Origin of the sequence: Thermodesulfovibrio sp., from assembly GCF_049969575.1 — a bacterium.
GTDB classification, from domain to species: domain Bacteria; phylum Nitrospirota; class Thermodesulfovibrionia; order Thermodesulfovibrionales; family Thermodesulfovibrionaceae; genus Thermodesulfovibrio; species Thermodesulfovibrio obliviosus.
Genome location: NZ_JBMFOO010000009.1, coordinates 1 through 20,525, shown reverse-complemented (window position 1 = coordinate 20,525; position 20,525 = coordinate 1). Strand labels below are relative to the sequence as shown.

Sequence of the window (20,525 nt, the reverse complement as noted above, 5' to 3'; positions counted from 1 at the left end):
TGGGTTCCTCCTTTTTTGGTTTTTTAGATGAAAAGGCTGCTATGCTGGCTACAGCAGCTGAAAGGAATCCTGAAGCCAGAACCAGTTTGCCAATTGGATTAAATTTTGATTCTATTTTGTTTTCCACATTAACAGGCATTTGAAACCTTTCTTTGTTTTCTTTTAACGCTTTTTCTATCTTTTCAAAGGGGATTTTTGAAAGATAAAGGGTTGAAGTGCCTCCATTTTGTTTGTCTCCATAAATATAAAGCCCTTCTTCTTTGGCTTTCCTGTATGCAAGTTCATAGATGGTTTTTCTCTCACCAAATGTAAAAACTGACTGCTGCTCAAGTCTTTCTCTACAGGCAATCACACATGCTGGTTCTTCACCTTTTTTGATTTTATCTTTACATAAATCGCATTTATACATGACTCCACCGCCAGCATATTTAGGAAGGATTTGTAAATATATTCCAACTCCTGCTTGCCTTTGCGGAATATGCCATGGGCATACATCTCTGCATTTTGCTCCACCAAAGCAGATTTTGTCATTGATAACCGAGTTGCCTTCTGGTTGTTTTGTTAATGCTCCAAAAGGACATTCCCTAACACATGGTGGATTGTCACAATGCATACATCTTCTTGGAATGTAAAGTTTCTGTCCATCAATATTAACCTTCTGCACAAAAATCCAGTTGTAGGGCGTTAAAGTATCAATTTTGTTTCTTTTGTCAGACCAGTCTTCATAGGTTTTTCTTGGCCAGTAAGGCTGGATTGGTTTTTTAGGCTCTGGGAATCTGTTTTTATTGTAGTCTCTACAGGCTTTCACACATCTTGGAATGGGCTCATCTTTACATCCATCACATTTTGTAAGATCTACAAGCATGGCATACTTGCCTTCCCGAGCATCCACATTTTTCCCTAAAATCAAGGAACCAGTGGTTGCTACTGACATTGCTAAAAATCCTCTTCTTGACAGTTTCATATCATTCCTCCTTATTCGGCAAACTGCCTACTATCTTATTTTTCAACCACCTGTATAACTAAAGGAATTACAGGATAAAGTGTTACTTATAAATTGAGAGATTAATCTTTCAGTTTTAAGGCTTCCACAATTTGGACATTTCTCTGGCTCCTCTCTTTTACTCATTGGTTTTAACACCTGGAAGGTTACACAACACTCTTTACACTTATATTCATAAAAAGGCATATAATTCACCTCCTTATTGAATAAATATATGTTTTTATAACCTTTTCAATTTCCTTTTCAAGATTTTCTACGGAATCTGATTTACGAGTTAAACAATCATTAAGATAAAACATTACAATTAAAAATCCTGCACTTTTTAGAGCTCCATTAATTGAGGCAAACTGAGTTATAATTTCTTTACAAGCCCTTTCACTTTCTATCATCCTTTGAAGTCCTCTAATTTGTCCCTCAATTCTTCTAAGTCTCTGAATAAGTTTATTTTTATCTCTTTCCATTATACCTAACCCCCCTATTATTTTATTTATATAATAAAACAAGACAGATAATAATTGTCAATATATGAGGTATATTTTGTCTTGCCTATTAAAAATTTTTATGCTAAAATAAATTTACTCATGGAAGATCATAAATTAAGAGTATTTTGCACAGTGGCTGAAACAAAGAGTTTTTCTAAAACTTCAGAAATTATTCATCTTACTCAGCCGGCTGTTAGCCTTCAGATTCAGGCTTTGGAAGAACTTTATGAAACTAAATTATTTGATCGTTCTTCAGGCAGTATCACTCTGACTCCTGCAGGTGAGATACTTTATAAATATGCGAAACAGATTTTAACTTTATATGCAGAAGCCGCAAAGGAAATAAGTAAAATAACAGGATTAATAAAAGGATGTGTAAAAATCGGGGCTGGCACAACTGTGGGAAATTATATTTTGCCTGCAGTGGCTGTGGATTTCAAAAAAAGGCATCCAAAGATTAGAGTGAGTGTGTCAATTGGAAATACTAAAAAAATTCTTGAAATGCTTAATTCAAGCATGATTGATTTTGGAATTATTTCTGAAATGCCAGGGAAAACTAAATTTATTGTTGACTCAATTATTTCTGATGAGTTGTGTGTAATCTGTTCTTCAGATCATCCTTTGAATAACCAGAAATCTGTTTCCATATATGATGTTGTTAAAGAACCTTTTGTAATAAGGGAAGAAGGCTCAAGTACAAGAGTGATAATTGAAAAATTTCTTGCAGAACACGGCATCAGTGTTTCTGATTTGCATATTTCTCTTATTCTTGGAAGCACAGGTTCAATCAAAGAAGCAGTTGAAAGAGGAATAGGATTGTCTATACTTTCAAAATGGGCTGTTCGCAAAGAAGTGGCTTGTGGCAATCTGAGAATTCTTAAATTAAAAGAGGGTAAAATAACAAGAGATTTTTATATTGTTTTACCTAAAAATACAATTCTTTCTCCAGCAGTTGAAGAGTTTATAACATATCTTAAAAATTATCCCTATTCAGATTTACTTTTATAAGGGATCGCCAACCTTATGAAGTCTTACTACATTTTTATTGCCTAAGAAAGGCGAGCTTGCCACAAATACAACAGCATCTCCATTTTTGACAATATTCAAATTTTTTAATTCTGTTTCAGTTTTTTTCAAAAATAGATTGTCTATCATATCAATTTTTTGAGGTATGTGTTTGGGAATAATGCTCCACAGAAGAGAAAGTCTTCTCCACACTTTTTCATCCGGGGTAAACGCTATCACAGGCATAGAAGGTCTAAGTTTAGATATAAGTAATGCTGAAAATCCTGAGTGCGTGAAAACAACAATAGCTTTTGCTTCTATATCCTGAGCTACTTTCACTGCACCTGAAGCAATGGCTTCAGGAAAATATTTACTCACTTTAAAGGCTGTCACAATTTTATCTGAGAGATTTTTTTCAGTAAAACTTATAATTGAATTCATTGTTTTGACTGACTCTACAGGATATCGTCCAGTAGCTGTTTCTGCAGAAAGCATTAATGCATCTGTTCCGTCAAGCACAGCATTTGCTACATCACTTGCTTCTGCTCTTGTTGGTCTTGAATGTTCTGTCATTGATTCAAGCATCTGCGTTGCTGTTATAACAATTTTTTTTCTCTGATTCGCAATATCTATAAGCATTTTTTGATAAAAAGGAACTTCTTCAGGTGGCAGTTCAACTCCAAGGTCTCCTCTTGCTACCATAATTCCATCGGTAATATTAAGAATTTCATGAATGTTTTCAAGGGCTTCTTTTTTTTCTATCTTTGCAATCAATGGTGGCAGTTTAATATTATTTTGCTCTGCCCATTTTTTAATTAATTCAATATCATGGGCATTTCTTACAAAGGATAAAGCAACATAGTCCACATCAAGTTTAATAGCAAAGGCAAGATCAGATTTATCCTTTTCAGTAAAAGAACTAATAGAAGTTCTTGTAAAAGGAAGATTTACCCCTTTTTTTGACTTTAGAACTCCTCCTTCAATAACTTTACCAATCAATTTATCTTTTAGTTTTTCAATTATCTTGATTTTTAATATTCCATCATCTATTAAAATATCCTCGCCAGGTTTAACATCTTCAAGCAGAAGAGGATAGGAAATGAAAATTCTTTTATTATTTGAAAGTTCACTGCCAGGATAAATTTCTACTGCTTGTCCTTCCTGAAGCAGAACTTCATCATTTTCAACATCACCTATTCTGATTTTAATTCCCTGAAGGTCACCGAGAATTGCTACTGCTTTTTTTAATTTCTTCGCTTCTTCACGAATTATTTTTACAACATTTTCAAACCATTCATAGTTTCCATGAGAAAAATTAAGCCTGGCAACATCCATTCCGCTTTTTATCATCTCATTAATTATTTCTCTGTGTTCAGAGGAAGGACCTATTGTACAGACAATCTTAGCTTTTCTCATGAAGATTAAAATACCTCAACTGTTGTGTCTTTTTTTCTAATTCTCAAATGTTTTTCCCATCCTGGAAGTTTTTCTCTGTAATCAGTTCTATAATGTGCACCAACACTGTTTTTTCTTGCTAAAGCTGCCTCTGTAATCATTAAGCCAACCACTACCATATTTTTAAGTTCTATAGTATAGGGATCAATAAAAAATTTTTCAGTCATTTTTTCATAAATTGGAATAATCTTAGTTTTTGCTTGGCTAAGAGATTTCCCACATCTGATTACTCCTACTTTTTCCCACATTGTTTGTCTTAGTTCTTCTCTCATTTTACTTATTTCTGATGCCTCTATGCTATCTATTTTTGATTCAAAGCTATTCGATATATTTTGCCTTCTGTAAGCATATTCACTGGCTGCACATGCTGCACGATATCCGTAGACAAGTCCTTCCAGAAGACTGTTACTTGCAAGCCTGTTAGCTCCATGAACTCCTGTGCATGCTACCTCACCTGCTGCAAATAATCCTTCAATGTTTGTTCTGCCCCAGACATCTGTCTCAACTCCTCCCATTATAAAATGAGCTGCAGGTGAAACAGGAATCCATTGTTTTGTTATATCAAAATTGAATCTCAAACATGTTGAGTATATGGAGGGGAATCTTTTTTTAATAAAGTTTTCATCAAGATGAGTCATATCAAGATATACATGTGTGGATTTTGTTTTTACCATCTCAGATATTATAGACCTTGAAACAACATCTCTTGGTGCAAGTTCTCCAAGATGGTGGTAATTTTTCATAAACAATTCTCCGTTAATATTTCTTAACCGAGCACCTTCTCCTCTTAAAGCCTCACTTAAAAGAAAAGCAGGAATACCTGGTGCATAAAGTGCTGTTGGATGAAATTGAACAAACTCCATATCTTTTAAATAAGCACCAGCCCGAAAAGCCATTGCCATTCCATCTCCAGTGCAAACTTTTGGGTTGGTTGTTCTTGCATAAACCTGTCCTGCACCACCTGTGGCAAGCACAGTTACCTTAGAAAAACATTTTATAATTTTGTCTCCTTTTAAAAGCAGTGCTCCATAACACCTGCCTTCTTCAACGATAAGATCAACAGCCATTGTAAATGAGGCTTTAGTAACTCTTTCTAAGCTTGAAACTTTGTTTATCAAAACTCTCTCTATTTCTCTTCCTGTGGAGTCTCCATGAGCATGAAGAATTCTTTTTCTTGAATGAGCAGCCTCCAGGGTAAAAGCAAGCTTAGAGCCTTCTTTGTCAAACTCAGCTCCCCAATTAATAAGCTCCATAATTCTTTCAGGTCCTTCACTTACAAGTATTTTTACTGCTTCTTCATTGCATAATCCGTCTCCTGCTTTGATTGTGTCTTCAAAATGAATTCCTATCTCATCTTCATCGCTTAATGCAACAGCCACACCACCCTGAGCATATTCTGTGGAGCTTTCAGTAGGTAAATCCTTTGTTGCCACAAGAACATTTCCATGACTGCCAAGTTCAATTGCTGCTCTAAGGCCTGCGACTCCGCTTCCAATGATGAGATAATCAGTATAAATTTTTTCAGACATATTAATCCTCAAAGGTTATTCTAAGCACTTCTTCAATTGATGTAATTCCATTCATCACTTTATATATTCCGCTCTTTCTTAATGTTATCATTCCAAGTTCAACTGCTTTCTTTTTTATTTCTGATGCTGAAGCACCTGTCAGAATAAGCTCTTTTATTTCATCTTTAATGGGCATCACTTCGTATAAAGCGATTCTTCCTGAGTATCCTGTATTGTTGCACTTAGGACATCCCTGTGCTCCGTAAATTTTAACCTGTTCAATTTTGTCCTGAGGGAATCCCATCTGGAGAAGTTCATCCTTTGAGTAGTGTTTTTCTTTTTTACAGTGAGGGCAAAGTTTTCGGACCAATCTTTGTGCTACGATTAAAATTACAGAAGAGGATATTAAAAAAGGCTCTATACCCATGTTTACTAATCTTGTAATAGTGCTTGGAGCATCATTTGTATGAAGTGTACTTAAAACAAGATGCCCTGTAAGAGCTGCTTTTACTGCAATTTCTGCTGTTTCAAAATCTCTTATCTCGCCAACCATGATTATATCAGGATCCTGTCTTAAGAAAGCTCTTAAAACAGAAGCAAAGGTGCGGCCAACATCTTCTTTTACCTGAACCTGATTTATTCCAGGGAAGCTGTACTCTACAGGATCTTCAACAGTCATTATATTGACCTCAGGTTTGTTGAGTTTCATCAAAGCACTATAAAGGGTTGTTGTTTTTCCAGATCCAGTTGGTCCTGTAACCAGTATCATTCCATAGGGTTTTTCAAGTGCTTCAAGAAAAAATTTTAACGAAATCTGTTCAAACCCGAGCTGAGTTAGATCAAGCTTAAGTGAGCCTTTTTCAAGCACTCTCAAAACAACCTTTTCTCCATGAATAACTGGAAGAGTTGATACTCTGAAGTCTATTTCTCTACCTGAAATTTTTAATCTGATCCTTCCATCCTGTGGAATTCTTTTTTCTGAGATGTTAATATGAGACATTATTTTAAATCTTGCAATCAAAGGATTTTTTATTTGAGGTGGAAGATTTAATATATTATGAAGAACACCATCTATTCTATATCTTACAGAAACACCTTTTTCATAAGGTTCGATGTGAATGTCAGAAGCTTTCATTTTTAATGCATCAAAAATTATTTTATCAGCCAGTTTTATAATAGGACCTTCTGGCTTAATAGTGTCTTCCTTTAACTCTGTTTCATCTTCAGTAGACTGAGCAGTTGCACTTTCCACTAAACTTGTGAAATCTTTTTCAGCAATATCTATCTTCATTAAATTGCTTAAAATTTCTGTTAATTCACTGTGTTTTATGAGATAAAACTGTATGTTAAATCCTGTTAAAATGGATTTTATGTAATTCATATTCACGGGTTCAGAAGTGGCTACTTTTACAGTATTTTCTGTTTTAGCGAATGGAATAAAGTTATATTTTTTTATAAACTCTTCAGGAACTAATTTAAGAACATTTTTATCTATTGATTGTGCAGTAAGATGAATAAGCTGATATCCATATATTTCACTTAATGCATAAAAAATTTGCTCTTCCGAGGTATATCCTAATTTTACAAGAGCTTCACCAAGCCTGATTTTTTCTGTTTTTTGATATTTTAGAGCATTAAAAAGTTGTTCCTCTGTAATTAATGCTTTTTTAACTAAATATTCTCCTAAGGAAGTTAGACCTACAAGTGCCATTATTTTAGTTTAATAAAATTTAGTAAATTTTTCACTTCTTCAACCTTTGAGAATGCTATTATGTGAATACCATGACAGAGTTTTTTATCAATTATATCCAATACTAATTTTGCTGAAAAATTCAGTCCAAATTTTTCCACATCATCCTCTTTTAATTTTTCAACTCTGTCTATTAACCACTTTGGCACATTAACTCCTGGTACTTTACTGGCAAGATAGTGTAACATTTTTTTACTTCTTATAATAACTATGCCTGCAATAACCTTTGTATTGAATTTTCCTGCATGTTCCATAAATTTTTCAAGTAATGCGAGCTCAAATATCATCTGTGTTTGAAAAAACTCTGCACCCATTTTTAGCTTTTGCTCAAATCTTTTCAATTGAGGCATTAGAGGATCTGCATTGGGATTTACTACAGCACCGTAAAAAAAATCAGTTTTTCCGTTTAATTCATTCCCATTCAAAGCAATTCCTCTGTTAAGATTGTTTACCATTTTAAGAAGAATAGAAGAATCTATATCATAAACAGGCTTTGCTTCTTTATGGTCTCCCAAAATTGGATGGTCTCCTGTCATTACAAGGAGATTTCTAATTCCAAGAGCATGGGCACCAAGAAGATCTGATTGAATGCCAATTCTGTTACGATCTCTGCAAGTCATCTGAAGCACTGGTTCAAAACCTAAATCCAGTGAAATTTTACATGCAGCTAAAGAGCACATTCGCATTTTGCCAGAAGGATTATCTGTAAAATTTACAGCATCAACCAATAATTTCAATTCCTGCAATTTATTTACCATTTGAGATATTTCAGGTCCCTTAGGTGGAGTTATTTCTACAGTGATTACAAAATCTCCATTCATTAGCTTTTTCTTGAGATTGCTCAATTTATTTCTCCTTAAACTGTCTTGGTGAATTAGCTTTTGACCAGTCTTTTGGACCTAAAATATTTTCATAGAATTTTTCAACAACTCCTCTTTTTTCAAGAATTTCGTAAGCTACTGTCCAGACGCACTTTCTCATAGGATTAACCTCACATTTACCCTCTTTATATCCTCCACAGGGACCATTGAGCATTGATTTTGGACAGAGGGTGACAACGCAAATTCCTGTAATAGCAAGAAAACATTCACCACAGGCGCGACATCTTTCTTCAAATTCTCTAAATCTTCGCATGTTGCCAATAAAAAGCGTATCATTTACAGGAATAACAGGTTTTTCTTCAAAAAGCTCCGTAATAGTTTGAGTTCCAGCACCACAGGATAAAACCATTATGCATTGAGCTTCCTCAATATTCTTTCTGTATTGAGAAAGTTGTCTTTTTGTTCCCAGAATCTGACAGCCTGTTTTTGCAATCATCCATCCAGTTACTTTTTTATTATTGCTTTCAAGCCATTGCTTTAAATTTAAAATCGCTTCTTCATTACCTGTTCCGCACAGGGTTGCACACTCTGAGCATCCAATAAGAAAAAAGCTTTCAAGATTTTCAATATATCTTTCAATTTCTTTAAAATCTTTCTTTTTAGTTGTAATCATAGCAAGCCTCGTTGCAGTTTTACAGCATAAATTGTGTTTTCCATAAGCATTGCTATTGTCATTGGTCCAACTCCTCCCGGAACTGGTGTTATGTAGGAAGCCTTTTGTTTTACTTCATCAAAATCAACATCTCCTGTAACTTTCCCATCAGCTGTAACATTTATTCCAATGTCAATAACTACTGCACCTTCTTTTATCATGGAAGAGTTTATAAATCTTTCCTTTCCTATGGCAACACATAAAATATCAGCTTTCTTTGTTATCTCATGAAGCTCTTTTGTCTTACTGTGGCAGACTGTGACAGTGGCATTTCTCTTCAATAAAAGCAAAGAAAGAGGCTTACCAACAATTATGCTTCTTCCAATAACAACAGCATTCTTACCTTCGATCTTGATTTTATATTCATCAAGCATTCTTAAAACACCTTTTGGTGTACACGGAATAAATAAAGGAGTATCAACTAATAGTCTTCCAAGACAATAAGGAGTAAAGCCGTCCACATCTTTAAAGGGATTTATTTTTTCTAAAATTTTTTGCTGATTTAAATGTTTTGGTAGAGGCAGCTGGACAAGTATTCCATTTACCTGAGAGTTTTCATTTAACTCATTAATGAGTTTAATTATATTTGCTTCATCTGCATCATCAGGTAGTCTGAAAACTAAACTTTCAATACCCAATTCCCCACAGGTTTTTTCCTTAAAAGAAACATATTTTTGACTTGCTTTATTTTCACCAACAAGCAGCACAGCAAGACATGGATTAATTCCTTTGTTTTTTAAATTTTCTACTTCTTTTTTTAATTCTTCTTTGATTTTACTGGCAAGAAGTTTTCCATTAATAATCTCTGTGCTCATCTATTTATCCTTATTTATTAATTCCAGGGCTTCCTGTCTGGTTTTTTGACTTCTTCTGAAAATACCTCTTACAGCTGAAGTAATCGTTTTCGCACCAGGTTTTTTTATTCCTCTCATGCTCATACAGAGATGCTCTGCTTCAATAACAACCATGCATCCTTTAGGTCTTAATTTTTCCATGATGAGATTTGCAAGTTCCTTTGTAAGCCTTTCCTGAATCTGTGGTCTCTTTGCAAGATAGTCAACTGCTCTGGGAAGTTCACTTAATCCTACAATTCTTCCATCTGGAATATAGGCAATATGGGCATATCCAAAAAATGGTAAGAAATGATGTTCACAAACTGAGTAAAAGGGTATATTTTTTAAAAGAACCATTTCATCATGAGTTTCACCTTCAATGCATTTGAGTAACTCTTCCTCTGGAGGTTCAAGACCTTTAAAGATTTCTTCATACATTCTTGCAATACGCTCAGGAGTATCCTTGATCCCATCTCTTTCAGGGTCTTCTCCAATTCCTTCAATAATAAGTCTTACGCCTTTTTTAATTTTTTCTCTATTAACCACAGTTTATCACCCTCTCATCAGTTATTATTAAATCAACTTTTATATCATGCGATTCCAGAGGTAATTGATCTAAAACCTGCTCTTCATAGGCTAAGCCTGCTGCCAGTCCTTTTTTCTTAGAAAGAAGTCTATCATAAAAACCTCCGCCATATCCAATTCTGAAGCAGTTTTTGTCAAAAGCCAACCCAGGCACAGCAATAACTTCAATATCATCAATCTGGGCTTTTTGAGCATTACAGGGCTCAAGAATTGATTTATAACCTTTAGCCAGTTCAGAGCGTTCCTTTACCCAGTAGATTTCTAAAAATTTTTCCTTTACCTTAGGGAAAGCGGTTTTTATTGAAAGTTTTTTACAGTATTCAAAAATTCTCCATGTATCAACTTCACTTCCAAAGGAAGCGTAAAGAAGGACAGATTTTACGTGCCTTTCTTTCAAAAAGTTAATAAAATTTAAAGCAATTTTTTCATCCTTTCTGATTTTTAAATCTTGCGGAATTTTGCTTCTTAGTTCAAGCATTTTTTTTCTGATTTCTTTTTTCACAATTTAAAATTATACCATTAACAGGCGTTTTTATGGTATTATAAAACTTTATGGAAGCCAGAGAAATTATAGAATTCACTGAAAAATTTCTAATGCCAACCTATGCAAGATTTCCTGTTGTTTTGAGAAAGGGCAAGGGTGTAAGAGTCTGGGATGTCAATGGAAAAGAATATATTGATTGTCTCGCTGGAATTGCTGTAAATGTGCTTGGACATTGTCCGAGAAAAGTTGTAATTGCAGTCCAAAAACAGGTTCAGAGATTGATACATGTATCAAATCTTTATTACACAGAGCCTCAGACAAAACTTGCAAAAATTTTAATTGAAAACTCCTTTGCAGACAGAGTTTTTTTCTGTAATTCTGGAACTGAAGCAAATGAGGGTGCTCTTAAACTTGCAAGAATATACATGAAAAATAAATTTGGTGAACAACGCTATGAATTTATTGCAGCAGAAAATTCTTTTCATGGAAGAAGTTTTGGAAGCCTCAGTGTAACAGGACAGGAAAAATATCATCACGGATTTGAGCCATTACTTCCTGGAGTAAAATTTGTTCCCTTCAATGATGCTGAAGCTATAGAAAGAGCTATAACAGAGAAAACTTGTGCTGTAATTCTTGAACCCATTCAGGCAGAGGGTGGAATTTATGTTCCTGATGAAGAGTATTTTAAAAAAGTAAGACAAGTATGTGACAAATATCAGATTCTTCTCATCCTTGATGAAATTCAGACAGGAATTGGTAGAACAGGCAAACTTTTTGCCTATGAACACTTTGAAATACAACCTGACATTATGACTCTTGCGAAAGGTCTTGGCGGAGGAATCCCTATTGGAGCAATACTTGCAAAGGAAGAAATTGCTCAGGCTTTTGCTCCGAAAACCCATGCCTCTACATTTGGAGGAAATCCAGTTGCCTGTGCTGCTGCAGTGGCCACTCTTGAGACAGTTCTTGAAGATGGCTATCTTCTGGATTACTGTCAAAGAATTTCAAAATATTTTATGAAAAAGTTAAAGGCGTTACAGGAAAAATATCCAGAAACAATTAAAGAAATAAGAGGAATAGGACTTTTAATTGGTGTGCAGTTAAAGCAAAATGCTCTTTCAGTTGTTAAAAAATGTATGGAAAAGGGACTTTTAATAGGACTGGCAGGAGACGGCTCTGTAATAAGATTTACTCCTCCATTGATAATTGAAAAGGATGATATTGATGAAGCAATCTGTATTTTTGATAAAGCACTGAGAGAGGTCACACAGTGAAGAGAGATTATCTCAGGGTTTTGGATTTAAAAAGAGATGAGTTTTTTTCATTGATAAACAGAGCAATTGAATTTAAATCAAATAAAGATCTTTTAAAATCTTCTCTTGTTGGCAAATGTATTGGAATGATTTTTGAAAAGCCTTCTACAAGAACAAGGGTTTCTTTTGATGTTGCAATCTATCAACTTGGTGGGCATCCTATGTGTTTGAGTTCAAAAGAGCTTCAGCTTTCAAGAGGAGAAACAATAAAAGACACTGCACAGGTTCTTTCAAGGTATCTTGATTGTATAGTAATCAGAACATTTTCTCATAAAACAATTGAAGAGTTTGCAAAATGGGCAACAATTCCTGTAATAAATGCTTTAACTGATGAACATCATCCCTGTCAAGCAATGGCAGATATGATGACGATTCTTGAGAAAAAAGGAAAGCTTGAAGGAATTAAACTTGCCTATGTTGGAGATGGAAACAATGTGGCAAACTCACTGATTGAGGCAAGTGCTTTAACTGGTATTAAAATAAATATTGCAACTCCTCAAGGATGTGAGCCCTTAGAAGAGGTTGTGCAAAAAGCAAAAGCTTTTACAGAGGTAAAAATATTTTCCGATCCAGAGCAAGCAGTACTTCAGGCAGATGTAATTTACACTGATGTATGGCTTAGCATGGGTGAAGAAGGAAGCATCGAAAAGAAAAAAAAGTTAAAGAATTTTCAGGTAAACACTAAACTTCTCAGCAAAGCAAAACCAGATGCAATAGTTATGCACTGCCTGCCAGCTCACCGAGGAGAAGAAATCACCGATGAGGTTCTTGACGGACCTCAGAGCGTTGTTCTTGATCAAGCAGAAAATAGACTCCATACTTCAAAAGCAATTCTTGAATTTCTGCTTACCATGTAGGAATTTTCCTACAACTATGTAGGATTTTGCTGATTTACAAACTTCTCTAAATTGTGGATAATTTATTGAAAAATTTTAATAAGGAGGTTAAACTATGCCCTGGAAAATGGACATCAATCCATTGGGTAGTCTTGCATTAAGTGCTCTGGTTGCGGCAGTGCCAATTCTTTATCTTTTCTGGGCGCTTGCTTACAAAAGAATGAAAGGGCACTGGGCAGCAATTTCAGCAGTTATTATTGCGATGTTGATTTCAGTAGTTGCTTATGGAATGCCTGTTAATCTTTCTGTGCTTTCAGTTTTTAATGGTTTTCTTTTCGGGCTCTGGCCTGTTTGCTGGATCGTTGTTACAGCAGTGTATATCTACAATCTTTCTGTTGAAACAAAACAGTTTGAAGTAATCAAGAACTCACTTGCTGCAATCTCCGATGACAGAAGAGTTCAGGCAGTAATCATTGCTTATTCTTTTGGTGCATTTCTTGAAGGTGCTGCAGGATTTGGAACACCTGTGGCAATCTCAGCTGCAATGCTTGCAGGATTGGGATTCAATCCAATTTATGCTGCAGGTATCTGTCTTATTGCAAATACAGCACCTGTTGCCTTCGGTGCAATTGGAATTCCTATTGTTGTCGGTTCAGCAGTCTCTGGCGTTGATATGATGGCAATGAGTAAAATGGTTGGAAGACAGCTTCCATTTTTCAGTATCGTTGTTCCATTCTATATGGCAGTTGTTATGGCTGGATGGAAAAAAGCTGTTGAAATCTGGCCTATTCTTTTAGTAAGTGGTGGGTCTTTTGCATTAACACAGTTTTTAGTATCTAACTATATTGGTCCTTATCTACCAGACATCCTTTCATCAATTGTTTCTATTATTGCAACAGTAATATTTGCTAAAATATGGCATCCAAAGGAATCCTGGACCTTTGAACATGAAGCAGCAGCAACAGGAAGAGCAAAGCTTGAATTTACTGCAGGACAGGTATTTAGAGCATGGGCACCCTTTATTCTACTTTCAATTTTCGTTGCTGCATGGGGTATTAAACCAGTAAAGGCAGCTCTTGACCAGCTTTTAACAATAAAATTTCCGATAACTGGTCTTGATAAAGAGATTATAGACCATCTTGGGAAACCAAAACCAGCAGTTTATATATTTAATGTACTTTCAGCAGCGGGAACTGCAATTCTTTTTGCAGGAATTCTTTCAATCCCTGTAATGGGTGCATCAATCGGAACAGCACTCAGAGTTGCTGGACGAACTCTTAATCAGCTTAAGTGGCCTATTGTGACAATTGGAACAATTCTTGGATTTGCCTATCTTTATAATTTCTCAGGAATGGCTATTACACTTGGTTATGCCTTTGCGTCAACTGGAGTGATTTTCCCATTCTTTGCAGCATTTCTTGGCTGGCTTGGAGTTTTCATGACAGGTTCAGATACATCATCAAATGCTCTTTTTGGAAAACTTCAAGAAGTTACAGCCCGTCAGATTGGTATAGATCCTGTTCTCACAGTGGCAACAAATTCCTCTGGTGGAGTTTTTGGAAAAATGATTTCTCCGCAGTCCATTGCTGTTGCAACTGCAGCAACAGGATATGTTGGACATGAAGGTGATATATTTAGATTCACACTCAAGCATTCCATAATCCTTACCTTCCTCATGGGTGTGCTTGCAATGCTTCAGGCATATGTATTTACATGGATGATTCCTCACTGGGAGCAGGTCGTACAGGCAGCTGCTGCAGCAGCAAAATCTGCAGCAACTACTCCTTCTACTGAAGGACTTAATTATCTGATTATTACCTTTGCTGTTTCAATATTAATTGTAATAATTTCAAGAGTTGTTGGAAGAGGAGCTGTAAAATGATTGATAGCAATTTCATAAATAAGTGTAGAAACATTTTTGGTCCGGAAAATGTTCTTACTGATAAGGCTGAATTAATCACATACAGTTATGATGCCACCCCAGGGATCCCTCGGGAGATTCCGGGGGTGGTTGTTTTTCCTGAAAATACCAGGCAGATTCAGGAACTAATTTTTCTTGCAAGGCAGACAAAAACTCCAATCTATCCAAGAGGCGCTGGAACATGCCTCAGTGGCGGTCCTGTTCCTCTTAGCAAAGGAGTTGTTATCGCCTTTCAAAAAATGAATAAAATAGTTGAAATTGATCCAGACAATCTTACAGCAACTGTTCAGCCTGGAGTTATTATCGCCGATTTAAACAATGCAGTTGCAAAATACGGACTTCTCTATCCACCAGACCCTGGCTCAATGGCAACTGCAACAGTTGGCGGCTCAGTGGCTGAAAACTCTGGAGGACTTCGTGGATTGAAATACGGAGTAACAAAACATTATATCATGGGAATGGAAGTAGTGCTTCCAACAGGAGAGATTTTCCGTTACGGTGGAAAAACCGTGAAAAATGTTACAGCCTACGATTTTACAGCTCTTTTTGTAGGATCAGAGGGAACCTTGGGAATAATTACTGAAATAATATGCAAACTCATCCCTGCACCAAAGTATCGCAAATCAATGATTGCTTTCTTTGACAGACTCGAAGATGCTGGTAAAACAGTCACTGACATTGTTCGTAATCATGTTATTCCAGCAACCCTTGAAATAATGGACAATGTCACAATACAGACCGTTGAAAACTATGCAAAGGTAGGACTTCCTACTGATGTAGAGGCATTGCTTCTTATAGAAGTTGATGGAATGGGTAAGGATTCTGTTGAATGGGAAGCTGAAAAATGCGTGGAAATAATAAAACAAAACAATGGTAAATATAAAATTGCGGAAACTGACGCTGAAAGAGACTCCCTGTGGGCAGCTCGTAGAGCAGCCTTACCAGCACTTGCACAGGTAAAGCCTGCGACAGTTCTTGAAGATGCTACAGTACCGAGAACAAAAATTGTTGAGATGCTGGTTGCTATTCAGAATATTGCAAAAAAATATAATCTGATGATTGGAACATTTGGACATGCAGGTGATGGAAATCTTCATCCAACAATCCTTGTGGATCCAGCAGATAAAGATGAAATGCAAAAGCTCCATAAGGCTGTTGATGAAATCTTTGAGATTGCTCTCTCCTTAGGTGGAACTCTTTCTGGTGAGCATGGAATTGGTGTTGCAAAGCTTAAATATCTCAAAAATGAAATAGGTCTCGCTGGAGTTGAGACAATGCGTAGAATCAAACAGGCACTTGATCCTGACAATATTTTAAATCCTGGGAAACTTGTTCCTGTGGAGGGCTGAAGTGACAAAGACAGTTTTTGATGATGTGGAAACATTAAAAAAAGAACTACTTAGATGCATGAAGTGCGGAAATTGCATGTCCGTTTGTCCTGTTTATAATATAGAAAAAAAGGAATCATCAGTTGCCCGTGGTAAAATTGCACTTGGAGAGGCTGTGCTTGATGATAAAATTACCATAGATGACGAAACCCTTGTAAAGCTCATCTTTAACTGCCTTGTATGCAAATCCTGCATGCTTGCCTGTCCTTCTGGAGTCAGGTTTGACAGAATTATACTTGGATTGAGAGCAGCAATTGCAAGAAAAAAAGGAATTCCTTTTGTGAAAAAGGCACTTTTTGGCTTATTGAAAAATCCAGAACTCTTTGACAAGGGCATGAAAGCTTTTTCTGCAATGCAGGGATTTTTTCTTACAAAAGAAGGAGAAAAAACACGCGCACCCAGAGGATTTTTAAAACATCTCGGGAAAAGATTTGATAGAGATTTTGTTCTGCCAGAACTCAGCAAAGAGAGCTTTAGAGATAAGGTTTCAGAAGTTGTGGATGTGGAAAATTCTCAGACAACGGTCATATTTTTTACAGGTTGTTCTGTTAATTATTTTTACCCTGATGTTGGAGAGGATTTACTTTATGTTTTAAAGAAAAACAATGTTAAAACAATTACTCCCAAAAGCCAGAACTGCTGTGGTATGCCAGTAATGGTTCATGGAGATATTGATACAGCAAGAGAACTTGCGAGAAAAAATCTTGATGCTTTTGAAAAAACAAATGCTCAATATATTGTTACAGTTTGTGGTTCTTGCGGAAGTGCACTTAAACATGAATATCCAATAATTCTTGAAGGCTCTGAATATGAAGAAAAGGCAAAAAAGTGGGCTGAAAGAGTTTATGATATATCCACATTTCTTTTAAAGATTATTAAATTTGAGCCACCAAAAGGAAAAATAGAGCTAAAAGTTACTTATCATGATCCCTGCCATCTTAAAAAATCAATGAAAGTTGTTAATGAACCAAGACAGCTCATTAAAATGATACCAGGAATAACTCTGGTTGAAATGAAAAAGCCTGATGCATGCTGTGGAAGTGGTGGAAGTTATCATTTAACTCATGTAGATACTGCATTAAAAATTACTCAGGCAAAGACAGAGGATATAAAACAAACTCAAGCAGATGTGGTATGTACAGGATGTCCTGCCTGCATGATGCAAATCTTTGAAGGAATCCAGAGATGGAATGGAAATTGCAGAGTTTTGCATACAGTTAGTTTATTGGCTCAGTCATATAAAAAAGAGGAGGAATAAATTTGTTTGAACTTTTCAAGCAAAAAGCAGAAGCAATAAATGCAGAAGTGCATAAATTTCAAAGTAAAGCAGAGGCTCTTGATTTCATAAAAGACTTTATTAAACAGAATACTTCAAATAAAATTTCAAAGGCAGTGGTATGGTGTGATTCAGAATTTCTTGAAGGAGTTGACAAAGATGCTTTCCAAGAAGAGCTTCCCCAGATTGAGTTCAATATAGATCTTAATTCAGCAACATCAGCAAAAATAGGGATAAATCAGGTTGATTTTGGTATAGCAGAGACAGGAAGTCTTGTTGAAATATCAGAGAATGTCTCAAAGAGACTCTGTTCTACGTTGCCTGAAATTCATATAGCAATTCTTCCAATGAACAAGATCTTACCTGACATGGAGTCAGTATTTAAACAGATAGAAATTAAAAAATTTCCGTATATGACAGTAATAAGTGGTCCAAGTAGAACTGCTGATATAGAGCGAGTTCTTACAATTGGAGTTCATGGACCTGAAAGGGTTGTTATTCTTTGTATTGAAAATTTTTAGGAGGAAAGAATTGATTAAAGAAGAAATAAAAAAAGCTTTACAAAATGCTAATCTTTCTGGAGCGCTAACAAGGTTTTCAGAAGCCTATGCTGTAAGCAGGCGTAAAGCCTATGAAGGACTTGATTTTGAAGAATTAAGAGAAAAAATAGCCTCTGCCAAAGCCTATGTGGCAGAACATCTTGATGAGCTTGTTCAAACTTTTATTAAATCTGCCCAGGCAAATGGAGCAAAGGTTTTTTATACAAAAAATCCTGAAGAAGCAAAAAACTACATTATTGATCTTGCAAAGAAAAACAATGTAAAAAGTATTGTTAAATCAAAATCAATGGCAACAGAGGAGATTCATTTAAATAAATACCTTAAAGAGCATGGCATTGAAGTTAATGAAACAGATCTTGGAGAATGGATCATTCAGCTTGCAGGGCAGAGGCCTTCACATATGGTACTTCCTGCAATACATCTTACAAGGTATGATGTTTCTGATGTTTTTACAAAAAAAGTTGAGCCTGTAGAACCTGATATTGCCCAGATGGTAAAATTTGCAAGAAAACATCTAAGAAGAAAATTTCTTGCAGCAGACATGGGTATTACAGGAGCAAATATAGCAGTGGCAGAGACAGGCACACTGGTCATATTTACAAATGAGGGTAATGCTCGTCTTACAATGGTTTTGCCAAAGATTCATGTAGCAGTTGTAGGAGTTGAAAAGCTTGTTTCAAAGCTGGAAGATATATTCCCGATCATAAAAGCTTTACCAAGAAGTGCAACAGCTCAGCTCATAACAAGTTATATATCTTTTGTAACCAAACCTGAAATTCATATAGATGGCTCCCAAAAGGAGTTTCATATAATATTGCTTGACAACAAACGGAGTGAGATAGCAAAGGATCCTATTTTTAAACAAACACTGCAATGCATTCGCTGCGCTTCCTGTCTCAATGTATGTCCAGTATTCAGACTTATAGGTGGACATGTCTTTGGTAAAGTTTATACAGGTGGAATTGGAACAATTCTTACAGCATGGACAGAAGGACTTAAAGCTTCAAGTGATATTCAAGGATTATGTATTCAATGTGGAAACTGTGTTAGAGTATGTCCAGGTAAAATAAATATTCCTGAGCTTATTCTAGAGATTCGTAAAAGACTTGCAAAAGAAGAAGGATTGAGCTTCAAAACAAAGGCAATCTACTCAATTGTAAACAATAGGAAACTATTCCATTCAATATTAAGAGCAGCTTCAAAACTTCAAAAACCCTTTGAATCAAAAGGTTTTATAAGACATCTTCCTTTCTTTCTGTCAGAACTAACTCAGGAAAGAAGCCTGCCTGCAATTGCTGATATTCCTTTTAGAGATAGATTCAAAAAAATTAAACAGCCAGAATGTAAAAACAAGGCTGTATTTTTTGCAGGTTGCCTTATTGATTTTGCTTATCCTGAAATTGGAGAAGCTCTTGTTAAGCTTCTTAATGCTGCAGGCATAGAAGTTCTGTTTCCGGATGAACAAACATGCTGTGGTGCACCTGCAAGATATTCAGGTGTGATGGATGTGGCAGCAAACAATTCAAAACAGAATGTGGAGGCCTTATTAAGTGTAGATGCAGATTATATTGTATCTGCCTGTCCAACATGCACTGTGGCACTTAAAAAACAGTTTATTAAAGATTTAAAGGAACAGAATTACGATGAAAAATTAATAAGCTCTGCTCAAAGGCTTGCGGAAAAAGTATTTGATGCCTCTGAGTTAATTAATAAGCTTATAAAGGATGGCAGAATTAAATTTAAAGAACTTCCTGAAATTACCTTCACCTATCATGATCCCTGCCATCTTATAAGAAGTCTTAATATATTTCAGGAGCCAAGAGAGAGTCTTATTTCAGCAGGACTTAAACTCGTTGAAATGTTCGAGTCTGACACATGCTGTGGCATGGGTGGAAGTTATTCATTAAAATTTCCTGAAATATCAGTTAGTATCCTGAGAAGAAAGCTTGAAAACATTAAAAAAACACAAACAAAGCTTGTTTGCACAGACTGTCCAGGTTGTGTAATGCAGATTCGTGGAGGAATTGATAAAGAAGGACTTCAGATAGAAGTAAAACATTCACTCCAGGTGCTTGCTGAAAGAATTAAATGAAAGAGTTATAATAGAACGCTTATAACAAACGGAGGAGGTATATGCTCGTAAATCTCTCAATTGGTAAAAAACTCGGTATAGGATTTGGAATTGTCATTATTTCTCTTATTTTCATTGCGGTTTTAGGTGTGATTGCTTTTTTTCAAATTCAATCATTGAAGGATGAGAATGTCTTAACTACGATAAAAACAATTTGCCTTCTAATTACAGGAGTTGCTTTATCTACGATATTAATTGGATTTCCCCTTGCTATTTCCATTTCAAAATCTATTAGAAGATCAGCGATGGAACTTAAATCAGTTCTCGGCACTCTTAACAAAGGAGATTTCACAGTTGACATTAATGTCTACTGTAGAGACGAACTTGGTGATGCCTGTCAGATTTTACAAGAAATTATTCTAAAACGCAGGAAATTTTTTGCAGAATCAAAAAGGATATCTGATTCTCTTGCTTCATCTTCTGAAGAACTTTCAGCAACAACAGAGGAGATATCCCGTAATC

General features: G+C 35.6%; 19 protein-coding genes and 1 pseudogene. 9 read left to right on the top strand and 11 right to left on the bottom strand.

Translation table 11 applies throughout. From position 1 onward, the window contains the following. From ACP5O9_RS03470 to ACP5O9_RS03460, 3 genes are all read right to left on the bottom strand, one after another. Positions 1-964: 4Fe-4S dicluster domain-containing protein (locus tag ACP5O9_RS03470; RefSeq protein WP_428723439.1), on the bottom strand; the 964-nt coding region annotated here is incomplete at its 3' end. A 42-nt stretch (positions 965-1,006) separates the two neighbouring features. Beyond that, a complete protein-coding gene (locus ACP5O9_RS03465) occupies positions 1,007-1,189 on the bottom strand; it encodes an FmdB family zinc ribbon protein (protein ID WP_353685779.1) in 183 nt (60 codons plus the stop codon). A 5-nt stretch (positions 1,190-1,194) separates the two neighbouring features. Further along, positions 1,195-1,464 (bottom strand): metal-sensitive transcriptional regulator, encoded by a 270-nt coding sequence (locus tag ACP5O9_RS03460; RefSeq protein ID WP_428723438.1) that lies wholly within the window; start codon positions 1,462-1,464, stop codon positions 1,195-1,197. A gap of 120 nt (positions 1,465-1,584) precedes the next feature. Here ACP5O9_RS03460 and ACP5O9_RS03455 point away from each other — a divergent pair, with 120 nt between their 5' ends. Then, positions 1,585-2,493 carry a selenium metabolism-associated LysR family transcriptional regulator gene (locus ACP5O9_RS03455; protein WP_353685777.1) on the top strand — a complete coding sequence of 303 codons (909 nt, stop codon included), beginning with the start codon at positions 1,585-1,587 and terminating at the stop codon, positions 2,491-2,493. Here ACP5O9_RS03455 and pyk read toward each other — a convergent pair. Genes pyk through ACP5O9_RS03415 form a run of 8 tightly spaced genes read right to left on the bottom strand, consistent with a single transcriptional unit; the run spans position 2,488 to position 10,656 of the window. Next, positions 2,488-3,906: a pyruvate kinase gene (gene pyk, locus ACP5O9_RS03450; RefSeq protein WP_353685776.1), complete on the bottom strand. Its 1,419-nt coding sequence runs from the start codon at positions 3,904-3,906 to the stop codon at positions 2,488-2,490. The two genes, ACP5O9_RS03455 and pyk, sit on opposite strands and share 6 nt — an antisense overlap. A gap of 5 nt (positions 3,907-3,911) precedes the next feature. Further along, on the bottom strand, positions 3,912-5,474 hold the full coding sequence (gene nadB / locus ACP5O9_RS03445; protein ID WP_428723437.1) for an L-aspartate oxidase: 1,563 nt from the start codon (positions 5,472-5,474) through the stop codon (positions 3,912-3,914). Between the two features lies 1 nt (position 5,475). Continuing rightward, complete coding sequence (gene pilB / locus ACP5O9_RS03440; RefSeq protein WP_428723436.1) at positions 5,476-7,164, bottom strand: type IV-A pilus assembly ATPase PilB; 1,689 nt, start codon at positions 7,162-7,164, stop codon at positions 5,476-5,478. Then, on the bottom strand, positions 7,164-8,048 hold the full coding sequence (locus tag ACP5O9_RS03435) for a methylenetetrahydrofolate reductase (protein WP_428723435.1): 885 nt from the start codon (positions 8,046-8,048) through the stop codon (positions 7,164-7,166). The genes pilB and ACP5O9_RS03435 overlap by 1 nt, the downstream gene beginning before the upstream one ends. Before the next feature lies 1 nt (position 8,049). Then, on the bottom strand, positions 8,050-8,697 hold the full coding sequence (locus ACP5O9_RS03430) for a methylenetetrahydrofolate reductase C-terminal domain-containing protein (protein ID WP_353685772.1): 648 nt from the start codon (positions 8,695-8,697) through the stop codon (positions 8,050-8,052). Further along, on the bottom strand, positions 8,694-9,551 hold the full coding sequence (folD, locus tag ACP5O9_RS03425) for a bifunctional methylenetetrahydrofolate dehydrogenase/methenyltetrahydrofolate cyclohydrolase FolD (protein WP_424905157.1): 858 nt from the start codon (positions 9,549-9,551) through the stop codon (positions 8,694-8,696). The genes ACP5O9_RS03430 and folD overlap by 4 nt, the downstream gene beginning before the upstream one ends. Continuing rightward, the gene (gene folE / locus ACP5O9_RS03420; protein ID WP_353685770.1) at positions 9,552-10,115 is read right to left on the bottom strand and encodes a GTP cyclohydrolase I FolE; all 564 of its coding nucleotides are present in this window, start codon (positions 10,113-10,115) and stop codon (positions 9,552-9,554) included. It lies immediately after the preceding gene. Continuing rightward, a complete protein-coding gene (locus ACP5O9_RS03415; RefSeq protein WP_353685769.1) occupies positions 10,108-10,656 on the bottom strand; it encodes a 5-formyltetrahydrofolate cyclo-ligase in 549 nt (182 codons plus the stop codon). Before ACP5O9_RS03415 ends, folE begins: the two co-directional genes overlap by 8 nt. Positions 10,657-10,706: 50 nt before the next feature. Between ACP5O9_RS03415 and ACP5O9_RS03410 the strand changes: the two genes are divergently transcribed. The 8 genes and pseudogenes from ACP5O9_RS03410 to ACP5O9_RS03375 form a co-directional block, all read left to right on the top strand. Next, the gene (locus ACP5O9_RS03410) at positions 10,707-11,912 is read left to right on the top strand and encodes an acetylornithine transaminase (protein WP_428723434.1); all 1,206 of its coding nucleotides are present in this window, start codon (positions 10,707-10,709) and stop codon (positions 11,910-11,912) included. Further along, positions 11,909-12,808: an ornithine carbamoyltransferase gene (argF, locus tag ACP5O9_RS03405; protein WP_353685767.1), complete on the top strand. Its 900-nt coding sequence runs from the start codon at positions 11,909-11,911 to the stop codon at positions 12,806-12,808. The genes ACP5O9_RS03410 and argF overlap by 4 nt, the downstream gene beginning before the upstream one ends. 94 nt (positions 12,809-12,902) lie before the next feature. Continuing rightward, positions 12,903-14,669, top strand: coding sequence for an L-lactate permease (locus ACP5O9_RS03400; RefSeq protein ID WP_428723433.1), 1,767 nt, complete (start codon positions 12,903-12,905; stop codon positions 14,667-14,669). Next, positions 14,666-16,057 carry an FAD-binding oxidoreductase gene (locus ACP5O9_RS03395; protein WP_424905153.1) on the top strand — a complete coding sequence of 464 codons (1,392 nt, stop codon included), beginning with the start codon at positions 14,666-14,668 and terminating at the stop codon, positions 16,055-16,057. Before ACP5O9_RS03400 ends, ACP5O9_RS03395 begins: the two co-directional genes overlap by 4 nt. A gap of 1 nt (position 16,058) precedes the next feature. Next, on the top strand, positions 16,059-17,354 hold the full coding sequence (locus ACP5O9_RS03390) for a (Fe-S)-binding protein (RefSeq protein WP_353685764.1): 1,296 nt from the start codon (positions 16,059-16,061) through the stop codon (positions 17,352-17,354). A 2-nt stretch (positions 17,355-17,356) separates the two neighbouring features. Further along, positions 17,357-17,893, top strand: coding sequence for a LutC/YkgG family protein (locus tag ACP5O9_RS03385; RefSeq protein ID WP_353685763.1), 537 nt, complete (start codon positions 17,357-17,359; stop codon positions 17,891-17,893). Beyond that, a complete protein-coding gene (ldhH, locus tag ACP5O9_RS03380) occupies positions 17,850-20,024 on the top strand; it encodes an L-lactate dehydrogenase (quinone) large subunit LdhH (RefSeq protein WP_353685762.1) in 2,175 nt (724 codons plus the stop codon). The genes ACP5O9_RS03385 and ldhH overlap by 44 nt, the downstream gene beginning before the upstream one ends. Before the next feature lie 41 nt (positions 20,025-20,065). Continuing rightward, a pseudogene (locus tag ACP5O9_RS03375) lies at positions 20,066-20,525 on the top strand (hypothetical protein); the annotation flags it as partial.

What these genes read in the sequence shown, in the direction of transcription:
- ACP5O9_RS03465 (WP_353685779.1), bottom strand. Translation starts at nt 1,189, where the DNA reads ATGCCTTTTTATGAATATAAGTGTAAAGAGTGTTGTGTAACCTTCCAG.
- ACP5O9_RS03460 (WP_428723438.1), bottom strand. Translation starts at nt 1,464, where the DNA reads ATGGAAAGAGATAAAAATAAACTTATTCAGAGACTTAGAAGAATTGAG.
- ACP5O9_RS03455 (WP_353685777.1), top strand. Translation starts at nt 1,585, where the DNA reads ATGGAAGATCATAAATTAAGAGTATTTTGCACAGTGGCTGAAACAAAG.
- pyk (WP_353685776.1), bottom strand. Translation starts at nt 3,906, where the DNA reads ATGAGAAAAGCTAAGATTGTCTGTACAATAGGTCCTTCCTCTGAACAC.
- nadB (WP_428723437.1), bottom strand. Translation starts at nt 5,474, where the DNA reads ATGTCTGAAAAAATTTATACTGATTATCTCATCATTGGAAGCGGAGTC.
- pilB (WP_428723436.1), bottom strand. Translation starts at nt 7,164, where the DNA reads ATGGCACTTGTAGGTCTAACTTCCTTAGGAGAATATTTAGTTAAAAAA.
- ACP5O9_RS03430 (WP_353685772.1), bottom strand. Translation starts at nt 8,697, where the DNA reads ATGATTACAACTAAAAAGAAAGATTTTAAAGAAATTGAAAGATATATT.
- folD (WP_424905157.1), bottom strand. Translation starts at nt 9,551, where the DNA reads ATGAGCACAGAGATTATTAATGGAAAACTTCTTGCCAGTAAAATCAAA.
- ACP5O9_RS03410 (WP_428723434.1), top strand. Translation starts at nt 10,707, where the DNA reads ATGGAAGCCAGAGAAATTATAGAATTCACTGAAAAATTTCTAATGCCA.
- ACP5O9_RS03400 (WP_428723433.1), top strand. Translation starts at nt 12,903, where the DNA reads ATGCCCTGGAAAATGGACATCAATCCATTGGGTAGTCTTGCATTAAGT.
- ACP5O9_RS03395 (WP_424905153.1), top strand. Translation starts at nt 14,666, where the DNA reads ATGATTGATAGCAATTTCATAAATAAGTGTAGAAACATTTTTGGTCCG.
- ldhH (WP_353685762.1), top strand. Translation starts at nt 17,850, where the DNA reads ATGGACCTGAAAGGGTTGTTATTCTTTGTATTGAAAATTTTTAGGAGG.